We start from the raw sequence: 20,757 nt of genomic DNA, 5'->3' as shown, positions 1-20,757 counted from the left end.
CACCATTGGCCGAGGAGCCCGAACAATGAAAACAACATCCATGCTACGTGCCGGCGCATTGACCCTGTCGTTACTGGCCACCAGCGTCCTGGCCGCCGTCACCCCCCAGGAAGCGGCCCAACTGGGCAGCACCTTGACGCCTTTGGGTGCAGAAAAAGCCGGCAATGCCAACGGCAGCATCCCGGCCTGGACCGGAGGCTTGAAGCCGGGTGCGGCGGCGCTGGACAACGGTTTCCTGGGTGATCCGTTCGCCGGTGAAAAGCCGCAGGTGATCATCACCGCCGCCAACGCCGAGCAGTACAAGGACAAGCTGACCCCGGGCCAACTGGCGATGTTCAAGCGCTATCCGGACAGCTACAAGATCCCGGTGTACAAGACCCAGCGCACGGCGGCGTCGCCACAGAACATCTATGACATCGCCAAAAAGAGCGCGGTGACCACCGAGCTGACCGCCGATGGCAATGGCTTGCTGAACTTCTCGCAAACCCGCTACTACCCGTTCCCGATTCCGAAAAACGGTGTCGAGGTCTACTGGAACCACACCAACCGTTATCGTGGCGGCAACATGGAGCGCCAGGCCGCCCAGGCCGCACCGCAGACCAACGGTTCGTATTCCATCGTCGAGTACGACGACAAACTGGCGTTCCCGCAATTGATGGAAGGCGTCGAGGGTGGGGAAGGCGACAACGTCCTGTACTACTACAAGCAGGAAATCACCGCGCCTTCGCGCATGGCCGGCAGTGTGATCCTGATTCACGAGACCATCGACCAGGTCAAGGAACCGCGCCTGGCCTGGGTCTACAACGCCGGGCAACGGCGGGTGCGCCGCGCGCCGCAAGTGGCCTACGACGGCCCGGGCAATGGCTCCGACGGCATGCGCACCGCCGACAACACCGACATGATGAACGGCGCGCCGGACCGTTATGACTGGAAGCTGATCGGCAAAAAGGAACTGTACATCCCGTACAACAACTACCGTTTGCAGTCGCCCAAGGTGAAGTACGACGACATCATCAAGCCGGGGCACATCAATCAGGATCTGACCCGTTATGAACTGCACCGGGTCTGGCACGTCGAAGCCACGCTCAAGCCGGGCCAGCGTCACGTCTATGCCAAGCGTGACCTGTACTTCGACGAGGACACCTGGCAACTGGCGGAAGTCGATCACTACGACGGCCGTGGACAGCTGTGGCGGGTGGCGGAAGGGTATGCGTTGAACGATTACGAGCGCGGTGCCCCCAACTTCGCCATGCTCGGGATCTATGACCTGATCGCCGGTCGCTACAACGTGCTGGCGATGACCAACCAGTCCAAGCATGCAACCACCTATGGCATGACCGCGAAGATGACCGACTTCACCCCGTCTGCGCTGCGTAACGCGGGTATCCGCTGAGGGTTCCTTCCCGCTTGAAACAACGCCTTACTGTAGGAGCGAGCCTGCTCGCGATGGACTCGAGAACGCCGCGTTCAGTCAGCAGGCACGCGTAATCGTTAACGACCATCGCGAGCAGGCTCGCTCCTACAGGTGGGTGTTGTGTGTGCCAACCACCTGATGCGGGTGGCGTGCAAGCAGCCGTGCAGGCCAATGATGGAATCCTTTCTCCATCAGTGAGGTCCGTCATGTTTGTGCCACGGCCACATTTGTGCGACGTACTCAAGCGCTCGCCGCATCGATTGCAACTGCTTTGCGCGCCGGCGGGGTATGGGAAAACGGCGTTGCTGCGCGAGTGTTTGCGAGGTGAGGTTGCGCCGGGGCGGGTGGTTTGGGTGGGGTTGGATGGACAGCCGCAAACATTGGGCAGTTTGACCACGATGCTGGCGGGTGAGCTTGGAGTGTCGTCTGACCGGCTGTTGGCATTTCTCGACTCTAAAGATGGGGTGTCTGACTTGGCGCTATCGCGAGCAGGCTCGCTCCCACAGGGGAATGCGGTCAACTGTGGGAGCGAGCCTGCTCGCGAAGAGGCCAGTCCTGGCGATGAGGATTCAAAGCTTCACCTTGTTTTTGACGATCTCCCCGCCCATATGCCCGCTGACCTGAACCACTGGTTCGATCAACTCCTGTCTCTTCAAAACCCCCACCTGCAAATACGGGTGAGCTGCCGCCAGCGCCCCGACTGGAACCTGCCGCGCCTGATGCTCGACGGCCAGCTGCTTGAGCTGGACGCCAGGCAGTTGGCTTTGCGAGCGGATGAATTCGAATCGCTGATCGATGGGTTATCGCCCCAGACCGATGCCACTGCCCGGGAACGGCTCTGGCAGGTCACGGGTGGATGGTGTGCGGGTGTTCGTTTGTTATTGCCGGGGCCATCGTCGTTGCTCGACCAATACCTCGGACGTGAACTCTTGTCGCGCTTGAGCGTTGACCAGCGCGAGGTGCTGTTGGGCCTGGCGCATTTGCCCAAGGCCAACGCAGATTTCTGTGAACGACTCTGGGAGGGCCGGCAGGCCGGCCGGGTGTTCGACAGTCTGTTGGCATGCCAGGCGTTTCTGGTCCCCGTCGACCAACAACCGGGCTGGTTCCGGTTGTTGCCGGCCGTGGCCCGGGTCCTGCAAGGGCAATTGAGCGGTGCGCCATTGAACCGCTTGCGGCTGCGGGCCTGTCAGTGGCTCAGCGTATCGGGACACGTCGACGACGCCGTCGAGCAAGCCCTGTGCGCCGATCAGCCGGAAGTCGCCGCGAACTACATGGAGCGCTTATGGCTCAGCTGGATACTCGGCGAACGCCATCTGAGCAAACTCATGGGCTGGCGCGAGCGCATTGAACCGCAACTGCTGCACAGCAGCCCGCGCCTGATCTACCTGTGCGCCAAGGCCTTGTTGTTCAGTGGTCGGCTGAAGGAGGCCGACGAGTGCCTGCAACGCCTGGGGCATTTTCTGCCGCTGCCCGATCCACAGCGCCATCAACGCCTGTTGGCGAACTGGCAAGCGTTGTCCGGCACCTTGCACGCCCTGCGCGGTAACGTCGAACAGGCGCGTCAGCATTGCCATGCAGCCCTTCGTTATCTCACGGGGGCGGATTGGCTTTCGGTGTTGTTGTGTCATTGCACATTGGCGCGTATCGCCATGAAAACCGGCGAACTGACCGAGGCCCAGGTGTTGCTGGAGCATTCGCTGGAGCTTGCCCGGCGCCGGGGCAGTCGTGAAGCGGAAGTGCTGGTCAATGCGGACAGGGTGCGATTGATGGCGCTGCAGGGGCAAACCGGCCTGGCGCAATCCTTGCTGCGTACTGAGCTTGCGCAACTGACGGGCAGCAGGACCGCGCCTTATCCATTGCTCGGTCGGTTGATGTTCCTGCAGGGTGAATTGCTGGTGCAACAAGGGCATGCCAGTGAGGCCGAGCACGTCTTGCGGGCAGGGCTGTTGCAGGTTCGCGATGCCTGCGCCCCCTTCGTGCTCGATGCCTATCTGTTGCTGTCCGAGATAGCCTCCCAAAACCGTGAGGCGGAAAAAGCCCAGCTGCTGCTGTACGAAGCCGAACGGCGCATGCACTGGGGCAAGATTGACGGCGCGTGTTACCAGGGGCCGATTGCCCTGCAAAAAGCCCGGAACCTGGCCCGCGAACAGCCCCGTGACTCCGAAAAGCCCGCAATGACGCGCATCACGGGCGTACCGGACTATCAGGACGACTTGACGCCCCGCGAGATGTCGGTGCTCAAGCTGCTGGCCGAAGGCATGTCGGTGCGTGAAGTCGGTCATCGCCTGTTCATCTCGGTCAATACCGTCAAGACCCACGCCAAGAACATCAACGTCAAGCTCGGCGCATGCCGTCGCACCCAAGCGATCAATAGCGCCAAGGCCATGGGCATCCTGGCCTGAAAGCGCCCACCACCTGATCCGGGTGGCGGCGTGGTGCCGGCGATGGTCAACCATGCAGCCAGCCCCGACGCCGTGCTGTGCAATCACGGCCGCGTCCCGACCAAAACAAGAGAGGTAGTGATGAGCGCCATCGAGCATTCGACGAGCTGTGAAATCCGCACGGTCCTGGAAAAGCAGAGGTCCGCCTTCCTGGCCAGTGAACCCTGGACCCTCGAGCAGCGTTGCGAATTGCTCGACCGGGCAATCGGTTTGCTGGTCAGCCACGAGCAGGCGATCATCGACGCCCTGACGGCCGATTTCGGCCATCGCAGCCCAAGCTTCTCCAGGGGCAGTGAAGTGCTGTCGCCGCTCGCGACGCTCCATCAGACCAAGGCCGAACTGGCCGAATGGATGCGTCCGGAAAAGCGTCATGCCAAAGCCGGTGAAGCCTGGGTGCAATACCAGCCGCTGGGTGTGGTGGGCATCGTCACGGCCTGGAACGTCCCCGGCTACATGGTGTTCGGTGGCCTGGCCGGTGCCTTGGCCGCCGGCAACCGGGTGATGATCAAACCGTCGGAGTTCACCCCGCACACCTCGGCCCTGATCGCGCGGTTGATCCGCTCGGTGTATGCCGAAGAGGAAGTGGCGGTGGTGCTGGGTGGTGCACAGGTCGGCCAGGCGTTCTGCGGCCAGCCGTTCGACCATTTGCTGTTCACCGGTGCCACCAGCATTGGCAAGCACGTGTTGCGTGCCGCGGCGGAAAACCTGGTGCCGGTCACCCTGGAGCTGGGCGGCAAGTCGCCAACAATTATCTCGCGCACGGCAGACTTCAAGGACGCGGTGGCCAAGACCGTCATCGGCAAACTGCTCAACGCGGGTCAACTGTGCGTGGCGCCGGATTATGTGTTCGTACCACAGGAATCGGTAGAGGCGTTCATCGCTGTCGCCAAAGCGGTGGTTGCCAGGTTCTTCCCGATGCTCAAGGACAATCCCGAGTACACCTCCATCATCAATGCCCGTCATTTCGAACGCCTGCAAGGCTACCTGAGTGAAGCACGCGAGGCCGGTGTCGAGCTGATCGAACTCAACGCGGCGGGTGAGGATTTCGGCGAGGGGGCGCGCAACAAGATCGTGCCGACGCTGCTGCGTGATCCCGGCAACGATTTGCAGGTGATGCAGGACGAGATCTTCGGTCCGCTGCTGCCGATCAAGCCCTATGACACCCTGAACGAAGTTATCGCGTTCATTAACGCGCGCCCACGTCCGTTGGCGCTCTATTACTTCGGCAACGATGCCGCCGAGGAAGCGCAAGTGCTGACCCGCACCTGCTCCGGTGGCGTGACCCTCAACGGTGTGCTGAGCCATGCCAGTACCGAGGGCCTGCCGTTCGGCGGCGTCGGCCAAAGCGGCATGGGGGCGTACCACGGCATCGATGGTTTCCGCACCTTCAGCCATGCCAAAGCTGTCCTTCGCACCGCGCCAAACCCGGCCTGAACCCCATTTCATACTTGAGAGAATTGCCATGAAAGCTGCCGTATTCCACCAGGTTGGAGCCCCGCTGGTCATTGAAGAAGTGGGCATCAGCAAACCGGGCCCGCGTGAGGTGTTGATCCGCACCAAGGCGGTGGGTGTCTGCCATTCGGACCTGCATGTCATCGACGGTTCGTTCCCGTTTCCCGGCCCGTTGGTGCTGGGCCACGAAGCGGCCGGCGTGGTCGAGCAGGTCGGTTCCGAGGTGCGTTCGGTCAAGCCCGGCGATCACGTAGTCACCTGCCTGACCGTGTTCTGCGGCCATTGCGAACACTGCGTGACCGGTCATCTGGCCCGTTGCGTGTCGCCGGAAACCAAGCGTGACAAGGATGAAGAACCACGCCTGACCTACGTGCAAAAGCCGATGCCGCAGTTCGTCAATCTGTCCGGTTTTGCCGAGCAGATGCTGGTGCACGAAAACGCCTGCGTGGCGATCCGCCGCGACATGCCGCTGGACCGCGCCGCCTTGCTCGGTTGCGCCGTCACCACCGGCACCGGCGCGGTGTTCAACACCGCCAAGGTGCGTCCCGGCGAGACCGTGGCCGTGATCGGCTGCGGCGGCATTGGCCTGGCTGCCATCAACGGTGCGGAACTGGCCGGGGCAGGGCGGATCATCGCCATCGACATGCTCGATTCCAAGCTGGAACTGGCCCGGCAGTTCGGTGCCACCGACCTGATCAACGGTCGCGACGGCGACGCCGCCAAGCAAGTGATGGAGCTGACCCGTGGCGGTGTGCATCACTCGTTCGAATGCATCGGCCTCAAGCAGACCGCCGAACAGGCATTCGCCATGTTGGCCCGCGGCGGCACCGCCACCGTGATCGGCATGCTCAAGCCTGGTCTGAAAATCGAACTGGACCCGTTGCAGCTCCTGCACGAGCGGCGCATTCAGGGCTCGTTGATGGGCTCCAACCGCTTCCCGGTCGACATGCCGCGCCTCGTTGATTTCTATATGGCGGGCAAGCTCAAGCTCGATGAAATGATTTCCCAGCGCATCCGTCTGGATCAGATCAACGAGGCATTCGATGAACTGCGTCGTGGTGAGCTGGCGCGCTCGGTGATCGTCTTTAACGACTGAAACAATTCCCCTGTGGAAGCGAGCCTGCTCGCGAAGAGGCCCTGACATTCAGCATCGATGTCGACTGTTACACCGCCTTCGCGAGCAGGCTCGCTCCCACAGGTTTTCTCGCCGTATTTGAATGAGTGCGAGACCCAGTGTTTTCGGAGTTGATTGATGGATATTGATTTCACAGCGGACGAACTCGCCTTTCGCGAGGACGTTCGAGCTTACCTGCGCGACAACCTGCCGGCCGAATTCGCCGAGCGCATTTCCCAGGGCAAACGCCTGAGCAAAGAACATCAGGTGCAATGGATGCGCACGCTCAACCGCCAGGGCTGGCTGGCGCCGGGCTGGCCGGTGGAGTTCGGCGGCACTGGCTGGAGCGACGTGCAAAAGCATATTTTCGACGAAGAGTGCTTTGCGGTCGGCGCGCCGAAAGTCTCGTCCTTCGGGTTGAAAATGGTCGCCCCGGTGATCATCAAGTTTGGTACCTCCGCGCAGAAGGCGCGTTTTCTACCACGCATTCTCACCAGCGAAGACTGGTGGTGCCAGGGCTACTCCGAACCGGGCGCGGGCTCCGACCTGTCTTCCCTGAAGACCCGTGCCGTGCGCGATGGCGATCACTACGTGGTCAACGGTCAGAAGACCTGGACCACCCTGGCGCACTTTGCCGACTGGATGTTCTGCCTGGTGCGTACCGACCCCGAGGCGCGGCAGCAGCGGGGCATTTCCTTTCTGCTGATCGACATGAAAACGCCGGGTATCACCGTGCGGCCGATCATCACTTTGGACGGCGAGCATGAAGTCAACGAAGTGTTCTTCGACAACGTGCGGGTACCGGTGGCCAACCTGGTCGGCCAGGAAAACGAAGGCTGGACCTGTGCCAAATACTTGCTGACCCATGAGCGCACCAGCATCGGCGGGATTGCCCAGAACAAGGCATTGCTCAGCCGTCTGAAACGCATCGCCAGCCAGCAAGTGCGCGACGGTCGGCCCCTGATTGAAGACCCCCTGTTCCGCACACAGATTGCCGAGGTCGAGATGCAGTTGATGGCGGCCGAAATGAGCAACCTGCGTACCCTGGCGGCGGTCAGCGACGGCGGTGTGCCGGGAGCGGAAAGTTCGTTCCTGAAGATCAGGGGCACCGAGATCCGGCAGGCAATCACTTACCTGATCAGCAAGGCCGTGGGCCCCTATGCCATGCCGTTCATTGAAGACGAACTGGGCTACGGCAGTGAACCGTTGCTGTACACCGACTACAGCAGTGCGGCCACCTATCAGTACCTGGATGCGCGCAAGGCCTCGATTTATGGCGGGGCCAACGAGATCCAGAAGAACATCATCGCCAAAATGATTCTCGAACTGTAAGGGGCCGACCATGGATTTCAAACTGACAGAAGAGCAGCTGATGCTGCAAGACACCGTCGCGAGGCTGGTGCGTGACACCTACGGTTTCGAGCGGCGCGAGACATTCAGGCAGAGCGAACAGGGTTTCAGCCCGGCGTTCATGCAGCAACTGGGTGATCTTGGGTTGTGCGCTGTGCCGTTCGCCGAGGCGTACGGGGGATTCGGCGGCAGTGGCGTGGAGAACATGCTGATCATGACCGAGCTGGGTCGTGGTTTGTGTCTGGAACCCTACTTGCATTCAGTGATTTTCGCCGGTGGCCTGGTCGCGCAGGTGGGCACCGAGGCACAGAAACAAACGCTGCTGCCACCACTGGGGAGCGCCGCTTTGCAGATGACAGTGGCGCTGGATGAGCCGCAGAGTCATTACCAGCTGCACGACGTGCAAACCGTGGCGCAGCCTGTGACGGGAGGCTGGACGCTGAATGGTCGCAAGTCCGTGGTGGTTGGCGGGCAAAGTGCGGGGTTGATTGTGGTGTCGGCCCGGACCAGCCATGGCGTTCGTGAGGAGGAAGGCATCAGCCTGTTTCTGATTGATCCCCATGAGGTTGGCGTGCGCCGTCGAACCTTCCCGACCATGGACGGCCGGATGGCTTGCGATCTCTATCTGGAGAATGTGTTCGTCAAGAGCGACGCGGTGCTGGGCGAAGTGGGTCTGGCGCTGCCAGCGCTGCGTTACCAACAAGGCCGTTGCATCGCCGCACAATGCGCCGAAGCCGTCGGTAGCATGGAAGCGGCCTGCGCATTGACCCTCGATTACCTGAAGACAAGACAGCAATTTGGCCAGCCCATCGGCAAATTCCAGGTGTTGCAACATCGCATGGTGGACATGCGCATCGAGCTGGACCAGGCGACGTCCATGACCCTGCTGGCGGCGTGCGTGGCGGATCAGGCGGACAGTGAAGCGCGTAGCCGTGTGCTGGCGGCGGCCAAGTTCATTGTCAGCCGTGCCAGTCGGTTCGTGGCCGATCAGGGGATTCAATTGCATGGCGGAATTGGTCTGACGTGGGAGTACATGCTGTCGCACCATGCCAAGCATTTGCTGATGGTGGCGCGGCAGTTTGGGGATGATGATCATCACCTGCGGGAGTATGCGAGGTTGATGGAAGTGGCTTGAGTCCGATTGATTCCCCGCCTGCCATAGACACTGTGGGAGCGAGCCTGCTCGCGAAAAACGTCCGGACAACGCGGTCATTCAGACAGGGCGCGTTATCGTTGGCGTCCATCGCGAGCAGGCTCGCTCCCACAGGTGGCGTCTAAGAACCCGCCTGTTTGTTCAAAGCCGCCTCGGCTGCGGCGATCTCCGCCTGGCGCCTGACAATCACATCCCCCACCGGTGGCCCCTGGAAGCGCCGGGCCTCGAACCCGAACCAGACTATCGCCGTCAACACCAGAAACCCGATGGTGATGTACAGCGCCCAGTCATTCGGAGGCTGAATGCCGATGACGAAAATGATCACCATCGACAGCACAGAAAGCAGGGCAAACACCGTGTACCAGAAACGCCCGATGTTCCAGGGCCCCATGACCGGCCATTTCGAGGTGCCGTAGGCAAACAGGCCCAGCACGATGGGAATAATGAAGGAGAAGAACAGGAAGATCACGGTGCAGGACACCACGATGGTATAGACCGGCGTTTCACCCACCGATATCACCGACGATCCCCAGTCGAACAACACCGCCAGGGTGGCACCGGTCCAGATCGCCGCCACCGGGCTGCGAAAGGTTGGTGAGACCGAGGCCAACGCCTTCGAGCAAGGCAAGCCACCATCCCGTGAGAAGGCGAAGATCATCCGCGAAACCGAAGTCACTGTGGCCAGCCCGCACAGCACCTGGGAGATGAAAATCGCCACGTACAACGCGTCCTTGAGCAACGGATTGACCTGGGTGTTCATGGCCCAGAAAAACACGTTCCAGCCTTGCTTGGCCGCGTCATCCATGTTCGGCAACATCAGCACGAACGCGCTGAGCATGACCCAGCCGAACAGCAGCGACCAGACCACCGACATGACCATGCCCCGTGGTACGGACATGGCGGCATTGCGGGTCTCCTCGGAGGTGTGCGCGGAGGCGTCGTAGCCCGTGATGGTGTAGATCGGCAACAGCAGGCCGAGCATGAAGATCCAGCCGTTGGAGACCTGTGGCCACACGGCGCCGCCGGCCGCGCCGGAGTAGTTGCCGAAGGTCACCAGCCGGGCGAATTCGTAGCTGGGGGCCGAGATCAGGCAGACGATGGTCAGTGCCAGTGCCGTGGCGAAAATCAGGTAGCCGGAGAAGTCGGTGAGCTTGGCGGTCAGGCCGATCCCCAGGTGGTTGCACAAGGCCTGGAGGCCGGTGAGGATCGCCAGGAAAATCACCCGTGTCGTGGTGGTGTCTGCCATGCCCAGCGTCGGGCCGAAGGCACCAAAGAAAAAGTAATAGGTGCCGACGTTGATCGCACCGAGCACTGTGACCAGCCCCAGCAGGTTGAACCACGCCGTGAGCCAGCCGGTAAAGCGGTTGCCGAGGATCGAACCCCAGTGGTACAGACCGCCGGCGGTGGGGTAGGCCGAGGAAATCTGGGCCATGGCCAGGGCGAACACCCCGGATATCAGGCAACCGATCGGCCAGCCGATGCCGATCGAGGCACCGCCCGAGCCCGAGGTGCCCTGGGCGAGTGAATTGATGCCGCCAGACAGGATGCAGATGATCGAAAAGGAAATCGCAAAGTTGGAGAAAACGCCCATTCGTCGCGAAAGCTGCTGGGCATAGCCCATGCTGTGCAGCACCTTGACGTCATCGTCGTGCGCGTCTGTGCCGGGCTGGCTTGCTGGGTTCATTGTTGTGTGCCCCTTCAGGTTTTGATACGCATCCATCCGGAACGCCGGACGGCCTGGCCTTCAACCCCTTGTCGTACTGCTCCTGTTTCCAACCGGTAAAACCTTTCCATTTATCTGTAGGAGCGAGCTCTGCTCGCGATGGACTCAAGGACGACACGGGCTGTCAGGCTCCCAGCGTTATCGTTAACGTCCATCGCGAGCAGAGCTCGCTCCTACAGACGACGCGGGGTGTCAGGCTCCCCGCGTTATCGTTGACGACCATCGCGAGCAGAGCTCGCTCCTACAGGAGGCGGCCGTGGAAGGCCGCATCGAAAATTTCCGCCACGCCGGCCCGGGTCAGCGGTAACGGGTTGCCGCCGGCCGACGGGTCGACCATCGCCATGTCCGCGATCAGGTCCGCCTGTTTGTCATCCACCCCCAGTTCAAACAGCGTGTGCGGCACGGCGATGTCCTTGCGCAATTTGAGGACGAAGGCCAGGAAGCTGTCGAAACCCGGGGAGGGCAGATGTAAGTACGCCGCCAGGCGCGTGATGCGTTCCTCGATGGCCGGGCGATTGAATTTCAGGACATAGGGCATCAGGGTGGCGTTGGTCATGCCGTGGTGGGTGTCGTACAACGCACCAATCGGATGCGCCAGGGCGTGCATGCCACCCAGGCCTTTCTGGAAGGCGGTGGCACCCATCGCCGCGGCCGCCAGCATCTGCCCGCGCGCATCGAGGTCGGAGGGGGTGTGCACCGCGCGCACCAGCGCATTGGCCACCAGGCGCATGCCTTCCACCGCGATGCCGTCGGCCATCGGGTGGAAACCGGGGGCGCAGTACGATTCCAGGCAATGCGACAGCGCATCCATCCCCGTGCCGGCAGTCACTTTTGCCGGCATGCCAACGGTCAGCGCCGGGTCGCTGATCACCACGCGCGGCATCATTTTCGGGTGGAAGATGATGCGTTTGGTGTGCGTTTTATCGTCGATGATCACGGCTGCACGACCCACTTCGGAACCGGTCCCAGCCGTAGTCGGCACCGCGATAACCGGGGCGATGCGGCTTTCATCGGCACGGGTCCAGTAGTCGCCGATGTCTTCGAAATCCCACACCGGCCGAGTCTGCCCGCTCATGAACGCGATGAGCTTGCCCATGTCCAGGCCGCTGCCACCGCCAAAGGCCACCACGCCGTCGTGGTTTCCCGCGCGCCAGGCGTCGAGCCCGCCGGCCAGGTTGGCTTCGACCGGGTTGGGCTTGAGGTCGCAAAACAGCGCAGCGCCCAAGCCCGCGACGCGTAGAGAGTCGAGGGCTGCCGTGGTGATCGGGGCCCGCGCCAGGCCGCTGTCGGTGACCAGTAACGGTCGCTGGATACCCTGGCTGCGACAGACCTCGGCCAGCTCGCCGATGCGGCCGACGCCGAAACGAATGCTCGTGGGGTAGTTCCAGTTTCCGGTCAGGCTCATGGCTCAGATCTCGTGGCGCAAATGGAAGGATTTGGCTCGGGTCAGGTGTTCGTAGCCCAGGCGCGACAGCGTCACGCCGCGGCCACTGTTCTTCACGCCGGTCCAGGCCAGGGCCGGGTCCAGGTAATCGCAGCGGTTCATGAACACAGTGCCGGTGTCGATCTCGTTGCCCAGGCGTTCGGCGGCGGCGAGATCCCGGGTCCAGATCGACGCACTCAGTCCGAACTCACTGTCGTTCATCAAGGCGATGGCTTCGTCATCGCTGGCCACCGGCATGATGCCAACCACCGGGCCGAAGCTTTCATCGCGCATCACCGACATGGCATGGGTGACATCCACCAGTACCTGCGGCGCGAGGTAGGCGCTGCCCGGCACGCTTGCGGCAAAGACCTTTGGGTCGATCAGCGCTTTCGCACCCTGGTTCACGGCGGCGGCGATCTGGTCGCGCACGAATTCGGCCGCCCTCGGGCTCACCAACGGACCGAGGGTGGTGGCTTCGTCCAGCGGATTGCCCAGCACGTACTGGCGGGTCAGGGCGGCGAAGCGCTCGATAAAGGTCGGGTAGATTTTTTGATCGACATAAATGCGCTCCACGGCGCAGCAGCTTTGTCCTGAGTTGAAGAAGCTGCCATCCACCAGATTCTCCACGGCGTGTTCGAGATCGGCATCGGCGCGGACGTAGGCCGGGTCCTTGCCGCCGAGCTCCAGGCCCAGGCCAAGGAAACCTTCGACGGCCGCGTGTTCCATGGTTTTGCCGCCGTCCACGGAGCCGGTAAAGTTCACTTGATGAACCTTTCCGGAGGAGATGGCGACTGCCGTATGGAGATGACTGAGCACCAGATTCTGGAACAGCCCCTCAGGCAGATTCGCGCGACGGAAGGCCTCGGCGAAACGCTCGCCGACCAAGAGGGTTTGCGAAGCATGCTTGAGAATGACGCTGTTGCCGGCCATCAGCGCCGGGATAATCGTGTTCACGGCGGTCAGGTAAGGGTAATTCCACGGGGCGATGACCAGTACCGTGCCCAGCGGTTCGCGTTTGATATGCCGGCGAAAACCGTTGACTGGCGTGGGTACGACATCGGCCAAGGCCTCTGGCGCAATGGCGATCATATGCCGGGCACGCTCTTCGAAGCCGCGCAGCTCTCCGGCGCAATAACGTACCGGGCGGCCTATTTGCCAGGCCAGTTCCGGGACGATTTCATCCTTCATGGCCAGCATCGCGTCCACCGCCGCACTGCAAAAAGCCGCGCGTTCGTTCAGGGGCCGGCGTTTCCATTGCGCCTGGGCGGTAGCGGCCGCGTCCAGTGCCTTATCGAGCTGGACAAGGTCGGCGCATTCACGCTCGGCGTAGACCCGGCCATCGACCGGGGAGATGAGCTGAATCTTCTCCGTCATGATTGTCTTAACCCGTGTTAGCTCAATAACGTTCGAAACCGCGCTGCAATTCCCAATCGGTAATCCGCCGGTCGTACTCCTTCTGTTCCCACTCGGCGGTATGCACATAGTGGTCGACCACTTCATCACCGAACGCCTCGCGCAACATGCTCGAGCCCTGTAGCGCGGTGCAGGCATCGCGCAGGGTCTTGGACACTTCGGGCAAGTGCTCGTCTACATACGCATCGCCCTCGTAGGGCGCTTCGAGGTTGAGTTTTTCGTCGATTCCCGCCAGCCCCGCGGCGATCAGCGCGGCGAAGGCCAGATAGGGATTGAGATCGGCGCCGCCGATGCGGCATTCGATGCGGATGGATTTGCTCTCTTCGGCGCACAAACGGAAACCGGCGGTGCGATTGTCGCGGCTCCACACCGCGCGGGTCGGGGCGAAGGTGCCGGCCTGGAAGCGCTTGTAGGAGTTGATGTAGGGCGCCAGGAAACAGGTGATGTCGTTGGCGTATTTGAGCTGTCCGGCCACCCAGGCGCGCATCAGTTTCGACATGCCGAACTCGGCCTTGGCGTCGAAGAACAGCGGCTTCTTCGCGTTCTTGTCCCACAGCGAATTGTGAATGTGGCTGCTGGAACCGGCGGCGTCGTAGCGCCACTTGGCCATGAACGTGATCGCCTTGCCCTGGAGCTGCGCGATTTCCTTGCAGGCATGCTTGATGATGACGTGGTGGTCGGCCATGGTCATGGCGTCGGCATAGCGGATGTTGATCTCTTCCTGGCCTGGGCCCCATTCACCCTTGGAGTTTTCCACCGGAATGCCGCTGGCTTGCAGGTGCTTGCGAATCGCCCGCAACACCGGCTCTTCGCGGGTGGTTTGCAGGATGTTGTAGTCCTCGATGTAGTGCCCGGCGGTTTTCGGCTTGTGGTAATTGCGCTTGTGAATGGCCTCGTAGCTCTCGTCGAACAGGTAGAACTCCAGTTCCGAGGCGAACATGCCGGTGTAGCCACGCTCGCGCAGGCGCTCGACCTGTTTTTTCAGGATCGCCCGCGGGCTGTGGGGCAAGTCCCGGCGATGGTGATGATCGAGCACATCGCACAGCACCAGCGCCGTGCACTCCAGCCAGGGCACCTTGCGCAGGGTGCGCATGTCGGGTTTGAGCACAAAGTCGCCGTAGCCTTTGCTCCAGCTGGCGGCGGCATAACCCGGTACGGGCTCCATGTCGATGTCGTCGGCCAGCAGGTAATTGCAGCAGTGGGTTTCTTCATGACCGCTGTCGATGAAAAACTCGACCTGAAATCGTTTGCCGACCAGTCGCCCCTGCATGTCGACCATGCACACCAACACCGTATCGATTTCGCCAGAGGCGGCAGCACGTTTGAGTTCGTCAAAACTGAGAAGTGGCTCGGTCATCACGGCAAGTCCTGCGCAAATTGTGTGGGCCTGTCTGAAATAGCTGTTGCAGACGCTCTCCAGAAACAACCCAAAACCTGCAGACGCGAGCATCGTGAGCAATTAGCTGAACATAGCTTAGCCTACTGTCGCTTTTCGCAAGTTTTTGCCTGCAGGATCTGTCGAGTGCAACGAGGCTGCGATCTTTTTATTTTTAAAGGCAGGATCAAAAGATCGCAGCCTGCGGCAGCTCCTACAATGGAATGGGTTTACACCGGCGCGGAGAAATGAAAATGGCCAAGAAGAGAGAGCACAAAACCTACGAAACCCTCAAACAGCAGTACCCGGATTATCTGGGTGCCGTCGAGGCGTTGGGAACGGCGGTGCGTCACGCCGGCCCGCTGGACGAGAAAACGGTGCAGTTGATCCAGCTCGGTGCCGCGGCGGCCATCCGCTCCGAGGGCGCGGTACACAGCCATACCCGACGGGCACTGGAGGCGGGCGCCACGCCGGAGCAGATCCTTCACACGCTCGTCGCGCTGACCAGCACCATCGGTTTCCCGACCGTCGTGGCGGCCATCAGTTGGGCCGACGATGTGATGGGCGAGGGGACGACGTCCTGAGTGATCGGGACTACGGCGGTGTCCTGCGGTTCCTGTAAGCTGGGCGACTTAGCTGCCGAGGCCTTGTATGCATTTGTCCATCAATACCGAAACCGTCTGGATCGATACGCCACACGGCCGGTTGTTTTGTTGTCGCTGGTTCCCTGAGGACCGTTCAGGCAAACAGGAACAACCCCCTATCATTCTTTTCCATGACTCGCTGGGCTGCGTGTCCCTGTGGCGGGATTTTCCCGGGCAATTGTGCCGGGCTACAGGCCGTGAGGTGATTGCCTACGACCGGCTCGGTTTCGGTCAGTCCGATGCTTATCCCGGGCCGGTGCCGTTGCACTTTATCCGTGACGAAGCCGAGCGCTTCTTTGTACACCTCAAGGCCGCATTGGGGTTCGATCGTTTTGTCGCACTCGGTCATAGCGTCGGTGGTGCCATAGCGGCGACCTGCGCGTCTGTGTACGCGCAAAGTTGCACGGCGTTGATCACCGTTTCAGCACAGGCGTTCGTCGAGGATCGGACGCTGCAAGGCATTCGAGTGGCAGAGGCGCAATTCGAGGAGCCGGGACAGATGTCGCGGCTTGAGAAATATCATGGCGATAAAGCGCAATGGGTGTTGTCGGCCTGGACGCGTACCTGGCTTTCGCCGGCCTTCAGCGACTGGACAATCGAAAGCACGATCGACGCCATTCACTGCCCATTGCTTGCCATCCACGGCCAGTACGATGAGTACGGCTCAGACCTGCATCCAAAGCGTATCGCCCGGTTGTCGACAGCCTCCGGCGACTACTTGATTGTGGATGATTGCCATCACGTGCCCCATCGCGAGGCTCCGGACACAGTGCTGGGGGCGGTCAGTGAGTTTCTTCGGGTGAGCGCTCGGTGACGGGCTTGCAGCGCAGGGCGCCGAACATGACGTGGGGCATGATTCGGCGCCTGCGGTGCGATTGCCGGCTACTGTTGTCGCGGTGCAGCATTAGCTCTTGATGAACGCCAGGAGGTCCGTGTTGATGACGTCGGCATGGGTGGTGCACATGCCGTGGGGCAGGCCCGGGTAGGTTTTCAGCGTGCCATGCTTGAGCAGCTTGATCGCCAGCCGTGCCGAGTCGGCGATGGGGACGATCTGGTCGTCTTCGCCGTGCAGCACCAGGGTCGGCACCTCGATGTTTTTCAGGTCATCGGTGAAGTCGGTTTCCGAGAAGGCCTTGATGCAGTCGTACTGCGCCTTGGTCCCGCCGCTCATGGCCTGGCGCCACCAGTTGTCGATCACGGATTGGGAGACTTTCGCACCCGGACGATTGAAGCTGTAGAAGGGGCCTGTGGGGAAGTCGCGATAAAACTGCGCGCGATTGTCGGCCAGGGCTTTACGCAACCCATCGAAGACGTCCAGAGGCAGGCCTCCCGGATTGTTCGCAGTGCGCAGCATGATCGGTGGAACGGCCCCGATCAGCGCCGCTTTGGCCACGCGGCCACGGCCATGCTGCGCCACATAACGGGCCGCTTCACCGCCTCCGGTGGAGTGACCGATGTGCACGGCATTACGGATGTCGAGGTGTGCCATTAGCTCGGCAACGTCGGCGGCGTAGGTGTCCATGTCGTTGCCGACCGTGGTCTGGGACGAGCGGCCATGGCCGCGACGATCGTGGGCGATGACGCGGAAACCCTTGCTGAGGAAAAACAGCATTTGTGTGTCCCAGTCGTCGCTGGAGAGCGGCCAGCCGTGGTGGAACACAATCGGCTGTCCAGTGCCCCAGTCCTTGTAGAAAATTCGCGTGCCGTCCTTGACCGTGATCATTCCCGAGCCGTTGCCATTACCGTCGGTTTTGCCTGAAGCAGGCGCTGCTGCCGGCGTTTGCTGCGCCGCCAGCGCAGGGACGGTCACGGCCAGTGCGGCAGCGACCATGGCACCGCTGGTCATCAAGGCGCGACGGGTGGTTCCGCTTGTCTCGTCAGTCATTTTTCAATACTCGTAGGCGTTCTATAGAGAGCGTTTGGCAAGGTCCGAGGCGGTCAGTCCGGCTACGGCACCGATCGCCTCGTTGCGGTGAATTTATGGCCAAACAAGAACGTCGACCACCAGACATCGGTGTCTGCGATTAACGCTTTGGTATGAGCATCGGGAAGAACGCGATCCCCTGTAGGCGCTGGCTTGTCGGGTCGCCGCATCGCAGCGATGGCGGCCTGGCTTCTGCGGATGCACCCGGTTCAAATTGTGGGAGCGAGCCTGCTCGCGAAGGCGGCCTGATAGCCGACCTGAATGTTGTGACCGAGTACCTATCCATTCCTGCGGCCACGGCCACCAATGGTTCCGCTTTTACAGCGGGTCACTTGGAAAAGCCTGTAGGAGCGTAGCTTGCTCGCGAAAAACGTCTGGACAACGCGATCATTCAGGCAGCACGCGTTATCGTTGACGTCCATCGCGAGCAAGCTTCGCTCCTACAGAGAACCTCCACTCGGCCTCACGAGGGGGCGAACACCGCAACAGCCAAAGCGAGGCGGCCTTCGCGCCGGCCTGGCTTTGTGGTTGTACCCAATCCCCTGTGGGAGCTGGCTTGCCAGCGATGGCGGCCTGACAGCCGACCTGCCATTTGCGGACGCACCCAATCCTCTGTAGGAGCTGGCTTGCCAGCGAAAACGGATTGTCAGTCGACACCGATGTTGACTGACCCACCGCTTTCGCTGGCGAGCCAGCTCCTACAGGGATCGTGTGCGGTGTTGTCCGGCGCGCCGGTCTTTCATTTGCTGGCATCCAGCACCACGCGATAGCGTGCCTTGCCACTGCGCAGGTGATCGATGGCGTCGTTGATCCGGCTCATCGGAAACTGCTCGACCTGCGGCAGGATCTGATGGCGGGCACAGAACTCCAGCATTTTGGCCGTGATGGCGGGCGAGCCGACCGGTGAGGCGGACAGGGTTTTCTGTTGGGGAAGCAGGTCGAACACGTGCACGGGAATCGCGCCTGGCACGACGCCCACAAAATGCAGGCGACCCTTGCCGCGCAGGGTGGCAAGCATGGCGGGCCAGTCGAGGTTGGCATTGGCGGTGACCAACAGAAAATCCAGGGTGCCGGCAATCGCCTTCAGCGCATTGCTGTCGGTCGAGGCGACGACATTGTGTGCGCCCAGGCGCTTGGCTTCCTCTTGCTTGTTCAATGACGACGTGAAGGCCGTGACCTCGCAACCCCAGGCATTGAGGAAGCGCAGCGCCAGGTGACCGAGGCCGCCGATGCCCACGACGCCGACCCGGTCAGTGGGTTTGACGTTGAATTGCACCAGTGGGTTGAACACCGTGGAGCCTGCGCAGAACAGCGGTCCGGCCATGGCCGGATCGAGGCCTGCGGGGATGGGAAGGGCCCAGGCCCAGTGCGACCGCAGCCGATCGGCGAAGCCGCCATTGCTGCCGATGATGGTGGGCCTGGCAGTGCTGCAGAGCTGGTGGGAGCCTTCGATGCAGGAAGGGCAATGCATGCAACTGCCCTTGAACCAGCCAATACCCACTCGCTGTCCCACATTGAGACCGCGCGCCCTTGAGCCCACCCGTACGATACGGCCGACCACTTCATGGCCCGGGATAAACGGGTACTGGCTGATGCCCCACTCGTTGTCGATCAACGACTGGTCGGAGTGGCAGACGCCGCAATACTCCACGGCGACTTCAACGTCCTCTTCACCCAAGGGACCGGGGTCGTAGCTGTAGCGCTCCAGCGGGGCGCCGGCCGCCATGGCGGCCCAGCCGGTGAAAGTCGTGAGTTCGGTGCTGTCGCTCATGGGATACCTCCAGATCAGGAGACAGGGTTTGGCCGGGCATGTGCCACGGCCAGAACAGTGTAGCGGGTCCCCCAAGAGGTGTTTCAGCGATTGCCCAACAGGTCAGCGCCGGGTTTCAACCCCGCACAGCCCTCGAGCGCCAGACCATCATCTTCTCGACCTGCATGTCCTTCATGGTGTGAGGAATCCCACCCACGCCATGCCCGGACAGGCTCGCCCCGGCGAATGGCATCCAGTCGACGCGGAACGTGGTGCTTTCGTTGACCATCACCGCGGTGGCGTTCAGGTCCTGGTAGCACTGCATGGCGGTGTCCAGGTCCTGGGTGAAGACGGCGGCCTGGAAGGCGTAGGGCAGGGCGTTAGCCAACTGGATCGCTTCGGCCAGGTCGTCGTAGGCATACACCGCCACCACCGGGCCAAACACTTCTTTTTGCATCACGTAAGAATCGATGGCCGGGTTCAGCAGTACGGTTGGCGCATAGCAATTGTTGTCCAATACGCGGCCACCGGAGATCAGGCGTGCACCGCCGGCAACGGCGTCATTGACCCATTGGCTCACGCGGTTCACTTCGCGCCCGGCGATCAGCGGGCCGACATCGGTGCGTGGGTCGGTCGGGTCACCGACCACCATGGCGTCGCCCAACTTGGCCAGACGCTCGGCGACCTGTTCGGCGATGCTGTGGTGGCAGAAAATCCGTTGCACGCTCACGCAGACCTGTCCGGCGTGGAAGAAGGCGCCACGGGCGATGCGCGGCAGGGCGTCATCGAGGTCGGCATCGGCGGCCAGCATCACCGGTGCCGCACCGCCATGCTCCAGCGCGCAGCGAGTGCCCGGTGCGAGGGTCGAGCGCAGCATCCAGCCCACGGCTGCCGAGCCGATGAAGCTGAAGAAGCCCACCCGAGGGTCGGCCACCAGTTTGCCGGTGATGGTGTTATCGGTCGGCAGCACCATTTGTGCCCAACCCTTGGGCAGGCCGGCCTCGATCAGGATATCGACCAGGGTCTGGCAACTGAGCGGCGTGTTCGCCGCCGGTTTGACGATCACCGGTGCGCCGACGGCGATGGCCGGTATCACCTGATGCACGATCAGGTTGAACGGATGGTTAAACGCCGAGACGGCCGCGATCACGCCGATTGGCTCGTATTGGGTGAACGCCACACGGTTCGCCGAGGCAGCGTTGAGCCCCATGGGAATCACGTGGCCGCCCTCGGAGCGCAAAACTTCGATGCTGTTGAGGATGCCATCGATGCCGCGCTCGACCTCGGCAATCGAGTCCTTCAACGGCTTGCCGCCTTCACGGGCCGCCTGGGTTGCGATCTCGATCTTGCGTTCGCCGATCAACTGCGCGGCACGGTGGAGAATTTCAATGCGCCGAGGCTTGGACAGCCACTGGCTGCGGTCGCTGAACAGACCGTGGGCAACACCCAATGCCTGCTCGACATCGGCCTGGGTGGAAATGGCCACATAACCGACGACTGCGCCGTTGTAGGGTGCGTGGACAGCCAGGGTTTGTTCAGACATGGGACTTACCTCGAATCGTACATTGACGGGTTTAG

Annotated in this window: 15 protein-coding genes; 8 read left to right on the top strand and 7 right to left on the bottom strand. The window is 61.8% G+C overall.

Features of this window, described 5'->3' with window-relative positions; genetic code table 11:
- The first annotated feature begins 25 nt into the window (after nt 1-25).
- The 6 genes from BJ917_RS05145 to BJ917_RS05120 all read left to right on the top strand — a co-directional run bounded on the left by BJ917_RS05145 (nt 26) and on the right by BJ917_RS05120 (nt 8,906).
- Nucleotides 26-1,393: a DUF1329 domain-containing protein gene (locus BJ917_RS05145; RefSeq protein ID WP_121102386.1), complete on the top strand. Its 1,368-nt coding sequence runs from the start codon at nt 26-28 to the stop codon at nt 1,391-1,393.
- Nucleotides 1,394-2,022: 629 nt separating this feature from the next.
- Nucleotides 2,023-3,816 (top strand): LuxR C-terminal-related transcriptional regulator, encoded by a 1,794-nt coding sequence (locus BJ917_RS32515; RefSeq protein ID WP_301943427.1) that lies wholly within the window; start codon nt 2,023-2,025, stop codon nt 3,814-3,816.
- Between the two features lie 42 nt (nt 3,817-3,858).
- Nucleotides 3,859-5,289, top strand: coding sequence for a coniferyl aldehyde dehydrogenase (locus tag BJ917_RS05135; RefSeq protein ID WP_256658502.1), 1,431 nt, complete (start codon nt 3,859-3,861; stop codon nt 5,287-5,289).
- Between the two features lie 28 nt (nt 5,290-5,317).
- Nucleotides 5,318-6,403 carry a Zn-dependent alcohol dehydrogenase gene (locus BJ917_RS05130; protein ID WP_121102381.1) on the top strand — a complete coding sequence of 362 codons (1,086 nt, stop codon included), beginning with the start codon at nt 5,318-5,320 and terminating at the stop codon, nt 6,401-6,403.
- Nucleotides 6,404-6,559: 156 nt separating this feature from the next.
- On the top strand, nt 6,560-7,753 hold the full coding sequence (locus BJ917_RS05125; RefSeq protein ID WP_121102379.1) for an acyl-CoA dehydrogenase family protein: 1,194 nt from the start codon (nt 6,560-6,562) through the stop codon (nt 7,751-7,753).
- 10 nt (nt 7,754-7,763) lie between these two features.
- Entirely contained in the window at nt 7,764-8,906 is a 1,143-nt protein-coding gene (locus BJ917_RS05120) for an acyl-CoA dehydrogenase family protein (RefSeq protein WP_121102377.1), read from the top strand.
- Between the two features lie 139 nt (nt 8,907-9,045).
- Here the strand turns inward: BJ917_RS05120 and BJ917_RS05115 are convergent, their stop codons facing one another.
- The 4 genes from BJ917_RS05115 to BJ917_RS05100 form a co-directional block, all read right to left on the bottom strand.
- A complete protein-coding gene (locus tag BJ917_RS05115; protein ID WP_096510528.1) occupies nt 9,046-10,608 on the bottom strand; it encodes an amino acid permease in 1,563 nt (520 codons plus the stop codon).
- 280 nt (nt 10,609-10,888) lie between these two features.
- Nucleotides 10,889-12,052 carry an iron-containing alcohol dehydrogenase gene (locus BJ917_RS05110; protein WP_121102374.1) on the bottom strand — a complete coding sequence of 388 codons (1,164 nt, stop codon included), beginning with the start codon at nt 12,050-12,052 and terminating at the stop codon, nt 10,889-10,891.
- A 3-nt stretch (nt 12,053-12,055) separates the two neighbouring features.
- Nucleotides 12,056-13,447, bottom strand: coding sequence for an aldehyde dehydrogenase family protein (locus tag BJ917_RS05105; protein WP_121102372.1), 1,392 nt, complete (start codon nt 13,445-13,447; stop codon nt 12,056-12,058).
- A gap of 22 nt (nt 13,448-13,469) precedes the next feature.
- Entirely contained in the window at nt 13,470-14,843 is a 1,374-nt protein-coding gene (locus BJ917_RS05100) for a glutamine synthetase family protein (RefSeq protein WP_121102370.1), read from the bottom strand.
- Between the two features lie 272 nt (nt 14,844-15,115).
- Here BJ917_RS05100 and BJ917_RS05095 point away from each other — a divergent pair, with 272 nt between their 5' ends.
- A complete protein-coding gene (locus BJ917_RS05095) occupies nt 15,116-15,445 on the top strand; it encodes a carboxymuconolactone decarboxylase family protein (protein WP_096515341.1) in 330 nt (109 codons plus the stop codon).
- A gap of 67 nt (nt 15,446-15,512) precedes the next feature.
- A complete protein-coding gene (locus tag BJ917_RS05090; RefSeq protein WP_121102368.1) occupies nt 15,513-16,319 on the top strand; it encodes an alpha/beta fold hydrolase in 807 nt (268 codons plus the stop codon).
- A 90-nt stretch (nt 16,320-16,409) separates the two neighbouring features.
- Here the strand turns inward: BJ917_RS05090 and BJ917_RS05085 are convergent, their stop codons facing one another.
- From BJ917_RS05085 to BJ917_RS05075, 3 genes are all read right to left on the bottom strand, one after another.
- Entirely contained in the window at nt 16,410-17,228 is an 819-nt protein-coding gene (locus BJ917_RS05085) for an alpha/beta fold hydrolase (protein WP_256658528.1), read from the bottom strand.
- A gap of 940 nt (nt 17,229-18,168) precedes the next feature.
- Entirely contained in the window at nt 18,169-19,200 is a 1,032-nt protein-coding gene (locus tag BJ917_RS05080) for an NAD(P)-dependent alcohol dehydrogenase (protein WP_121102364.1), read from the bottom strand.
- A 115-nt stretch (nt 19,201-19,315) separates the two neighbouring features.
- Complete coding sequence (locus BJ917_RS05075) at nt 19,316-20,722, bottom strand: aldehyde dehydrogenase family protein (RefSeq protein WP_121102362.1); 1,407 nt, start codon at nt 20,720-20,722, stop codon at nt 19,316-19,318.
- Nucleotides 20,723-20,757: the final 35 nt, after the last annotated feature.

The sequence above is a fragment of the Pseudomonas sp. WPR_5_2 genome (assembly GCF_003634475.1).
GTDB classification, from domain to species: domain Bacteria; phylum Pseudomonadota; class Gammaproteobacteria; order Pseudomonadales; family Pseudomonadaceae; genus Aquipseudomonas; species Aquipseudomonas izuensis.
This window is presented reverse-complemented; position numbering and strand designations above follow the sequence as displayed.

Bases quoted from the DNA above. Each gene is read 5' to 3' on its own strand.
- BJ917_RS05145 (WP_121102386.1), top strand. From the start codon at position 26: ATGAAAACAACATCCATGCTACGTGCCGGCGCATTGACCCTGTCGTTA.
- BJ917_RS32515 (WP_301943427.1), top strand. From the start codon at position 2,023: ATGCCCGCTGACCTGAACCACTGGTTCGATCAACTCCTGTCTCTTCAA.
- BJ917_RS05135 (WP_256658502.1), top strand. From the start codon at position 3,859: ATGGTCAACCATGCAGCCAGCCCCGACGCCGTGCTGTGCAATCACGGC.
- BJ917_RS05130 (WP_121102381.1), top strand. From the start codon at position 5,318: ATGAAAGCTGCCGTATTCCACCAGGTTGGAGCCCCGCTGGTCATTGAA.
- BJ917_RS05125 (WP_121102379.1), top strand. From the start codon at position 6,560: ATGGATATTGATTTCACAGCGGACGAACTCGCCTTTCGCGAGGACGTT.
- BJ917_RS05120 (WP_121102377.1), top strand. From the start codon at position 7,764: ATGGATTTCAAACTGACAGAAGAGCAGCTGATGCTGCAAGACACCGTC.
- BJ917_RS05115 (WP_096510528.1), bottom strand. From the start codon at position 10,608: ATGAACCCAGCAAGCCAGCCCGGCACAGACGCGCACGACGATGACGTC.
- BJ917_RS05110 (WP_121102374.1), bottom strand. From the start codon at position 12,052: ATGAGCCTGACCGGAAACTGGAACTACCCCACGAGCATTCGTTTCGGC.
- BJ917_RS05105 (WP_121102372.1), bottom strand. From the start codon at position 13,447: ATGACGGAGAAGATTCAGCTCATCTCCCCGGTCGATGGCCGGGTCTAC.
- BJ917_RS05100 (WP_121102370.1), bottom strand. From the start codon at position 14,843: ATGACCGAGCCACTTCTCAGTTTTGACGAACTCAAACGTGCTGCCGCC.
- BJ917_RS05095 (WP_096515341.1), top strand. From the start codon at position 15,116: ATGGCCAAGAAGAGAGAGCACAAAACCTACGAAACCCTCAAACAGCAG.
- BJ917_RS05090 (WP_121102368.1), top strand. From the start codon at position 15,513: ATGCATTTGTCCATCAATACCGAAACCGTCTGGATCGATACGCCACAC.
- BJ917_RS05085 (WP_256658528.1), bottom strand. From the start codon at position 17,228: ATGATCACGGTCAAGGACGGCACGCGAATTTTCTACAAGGACTGGGGC.
- BJ917_RS05080 (WP_121102364.1), bottom strand. From the start codon at position 19,200: ATGAGCGACAGCACCGAACTCACGACTTTCACCGGCTGGGCCGCCATG.
- BJ917_RS05075 (WP_121102362.1), bottom strand. From the start codon at position 20,722: ATGTCTGAACAAACCCTGGCTGTCCACGCACCCTACAACGGCGCAGTC.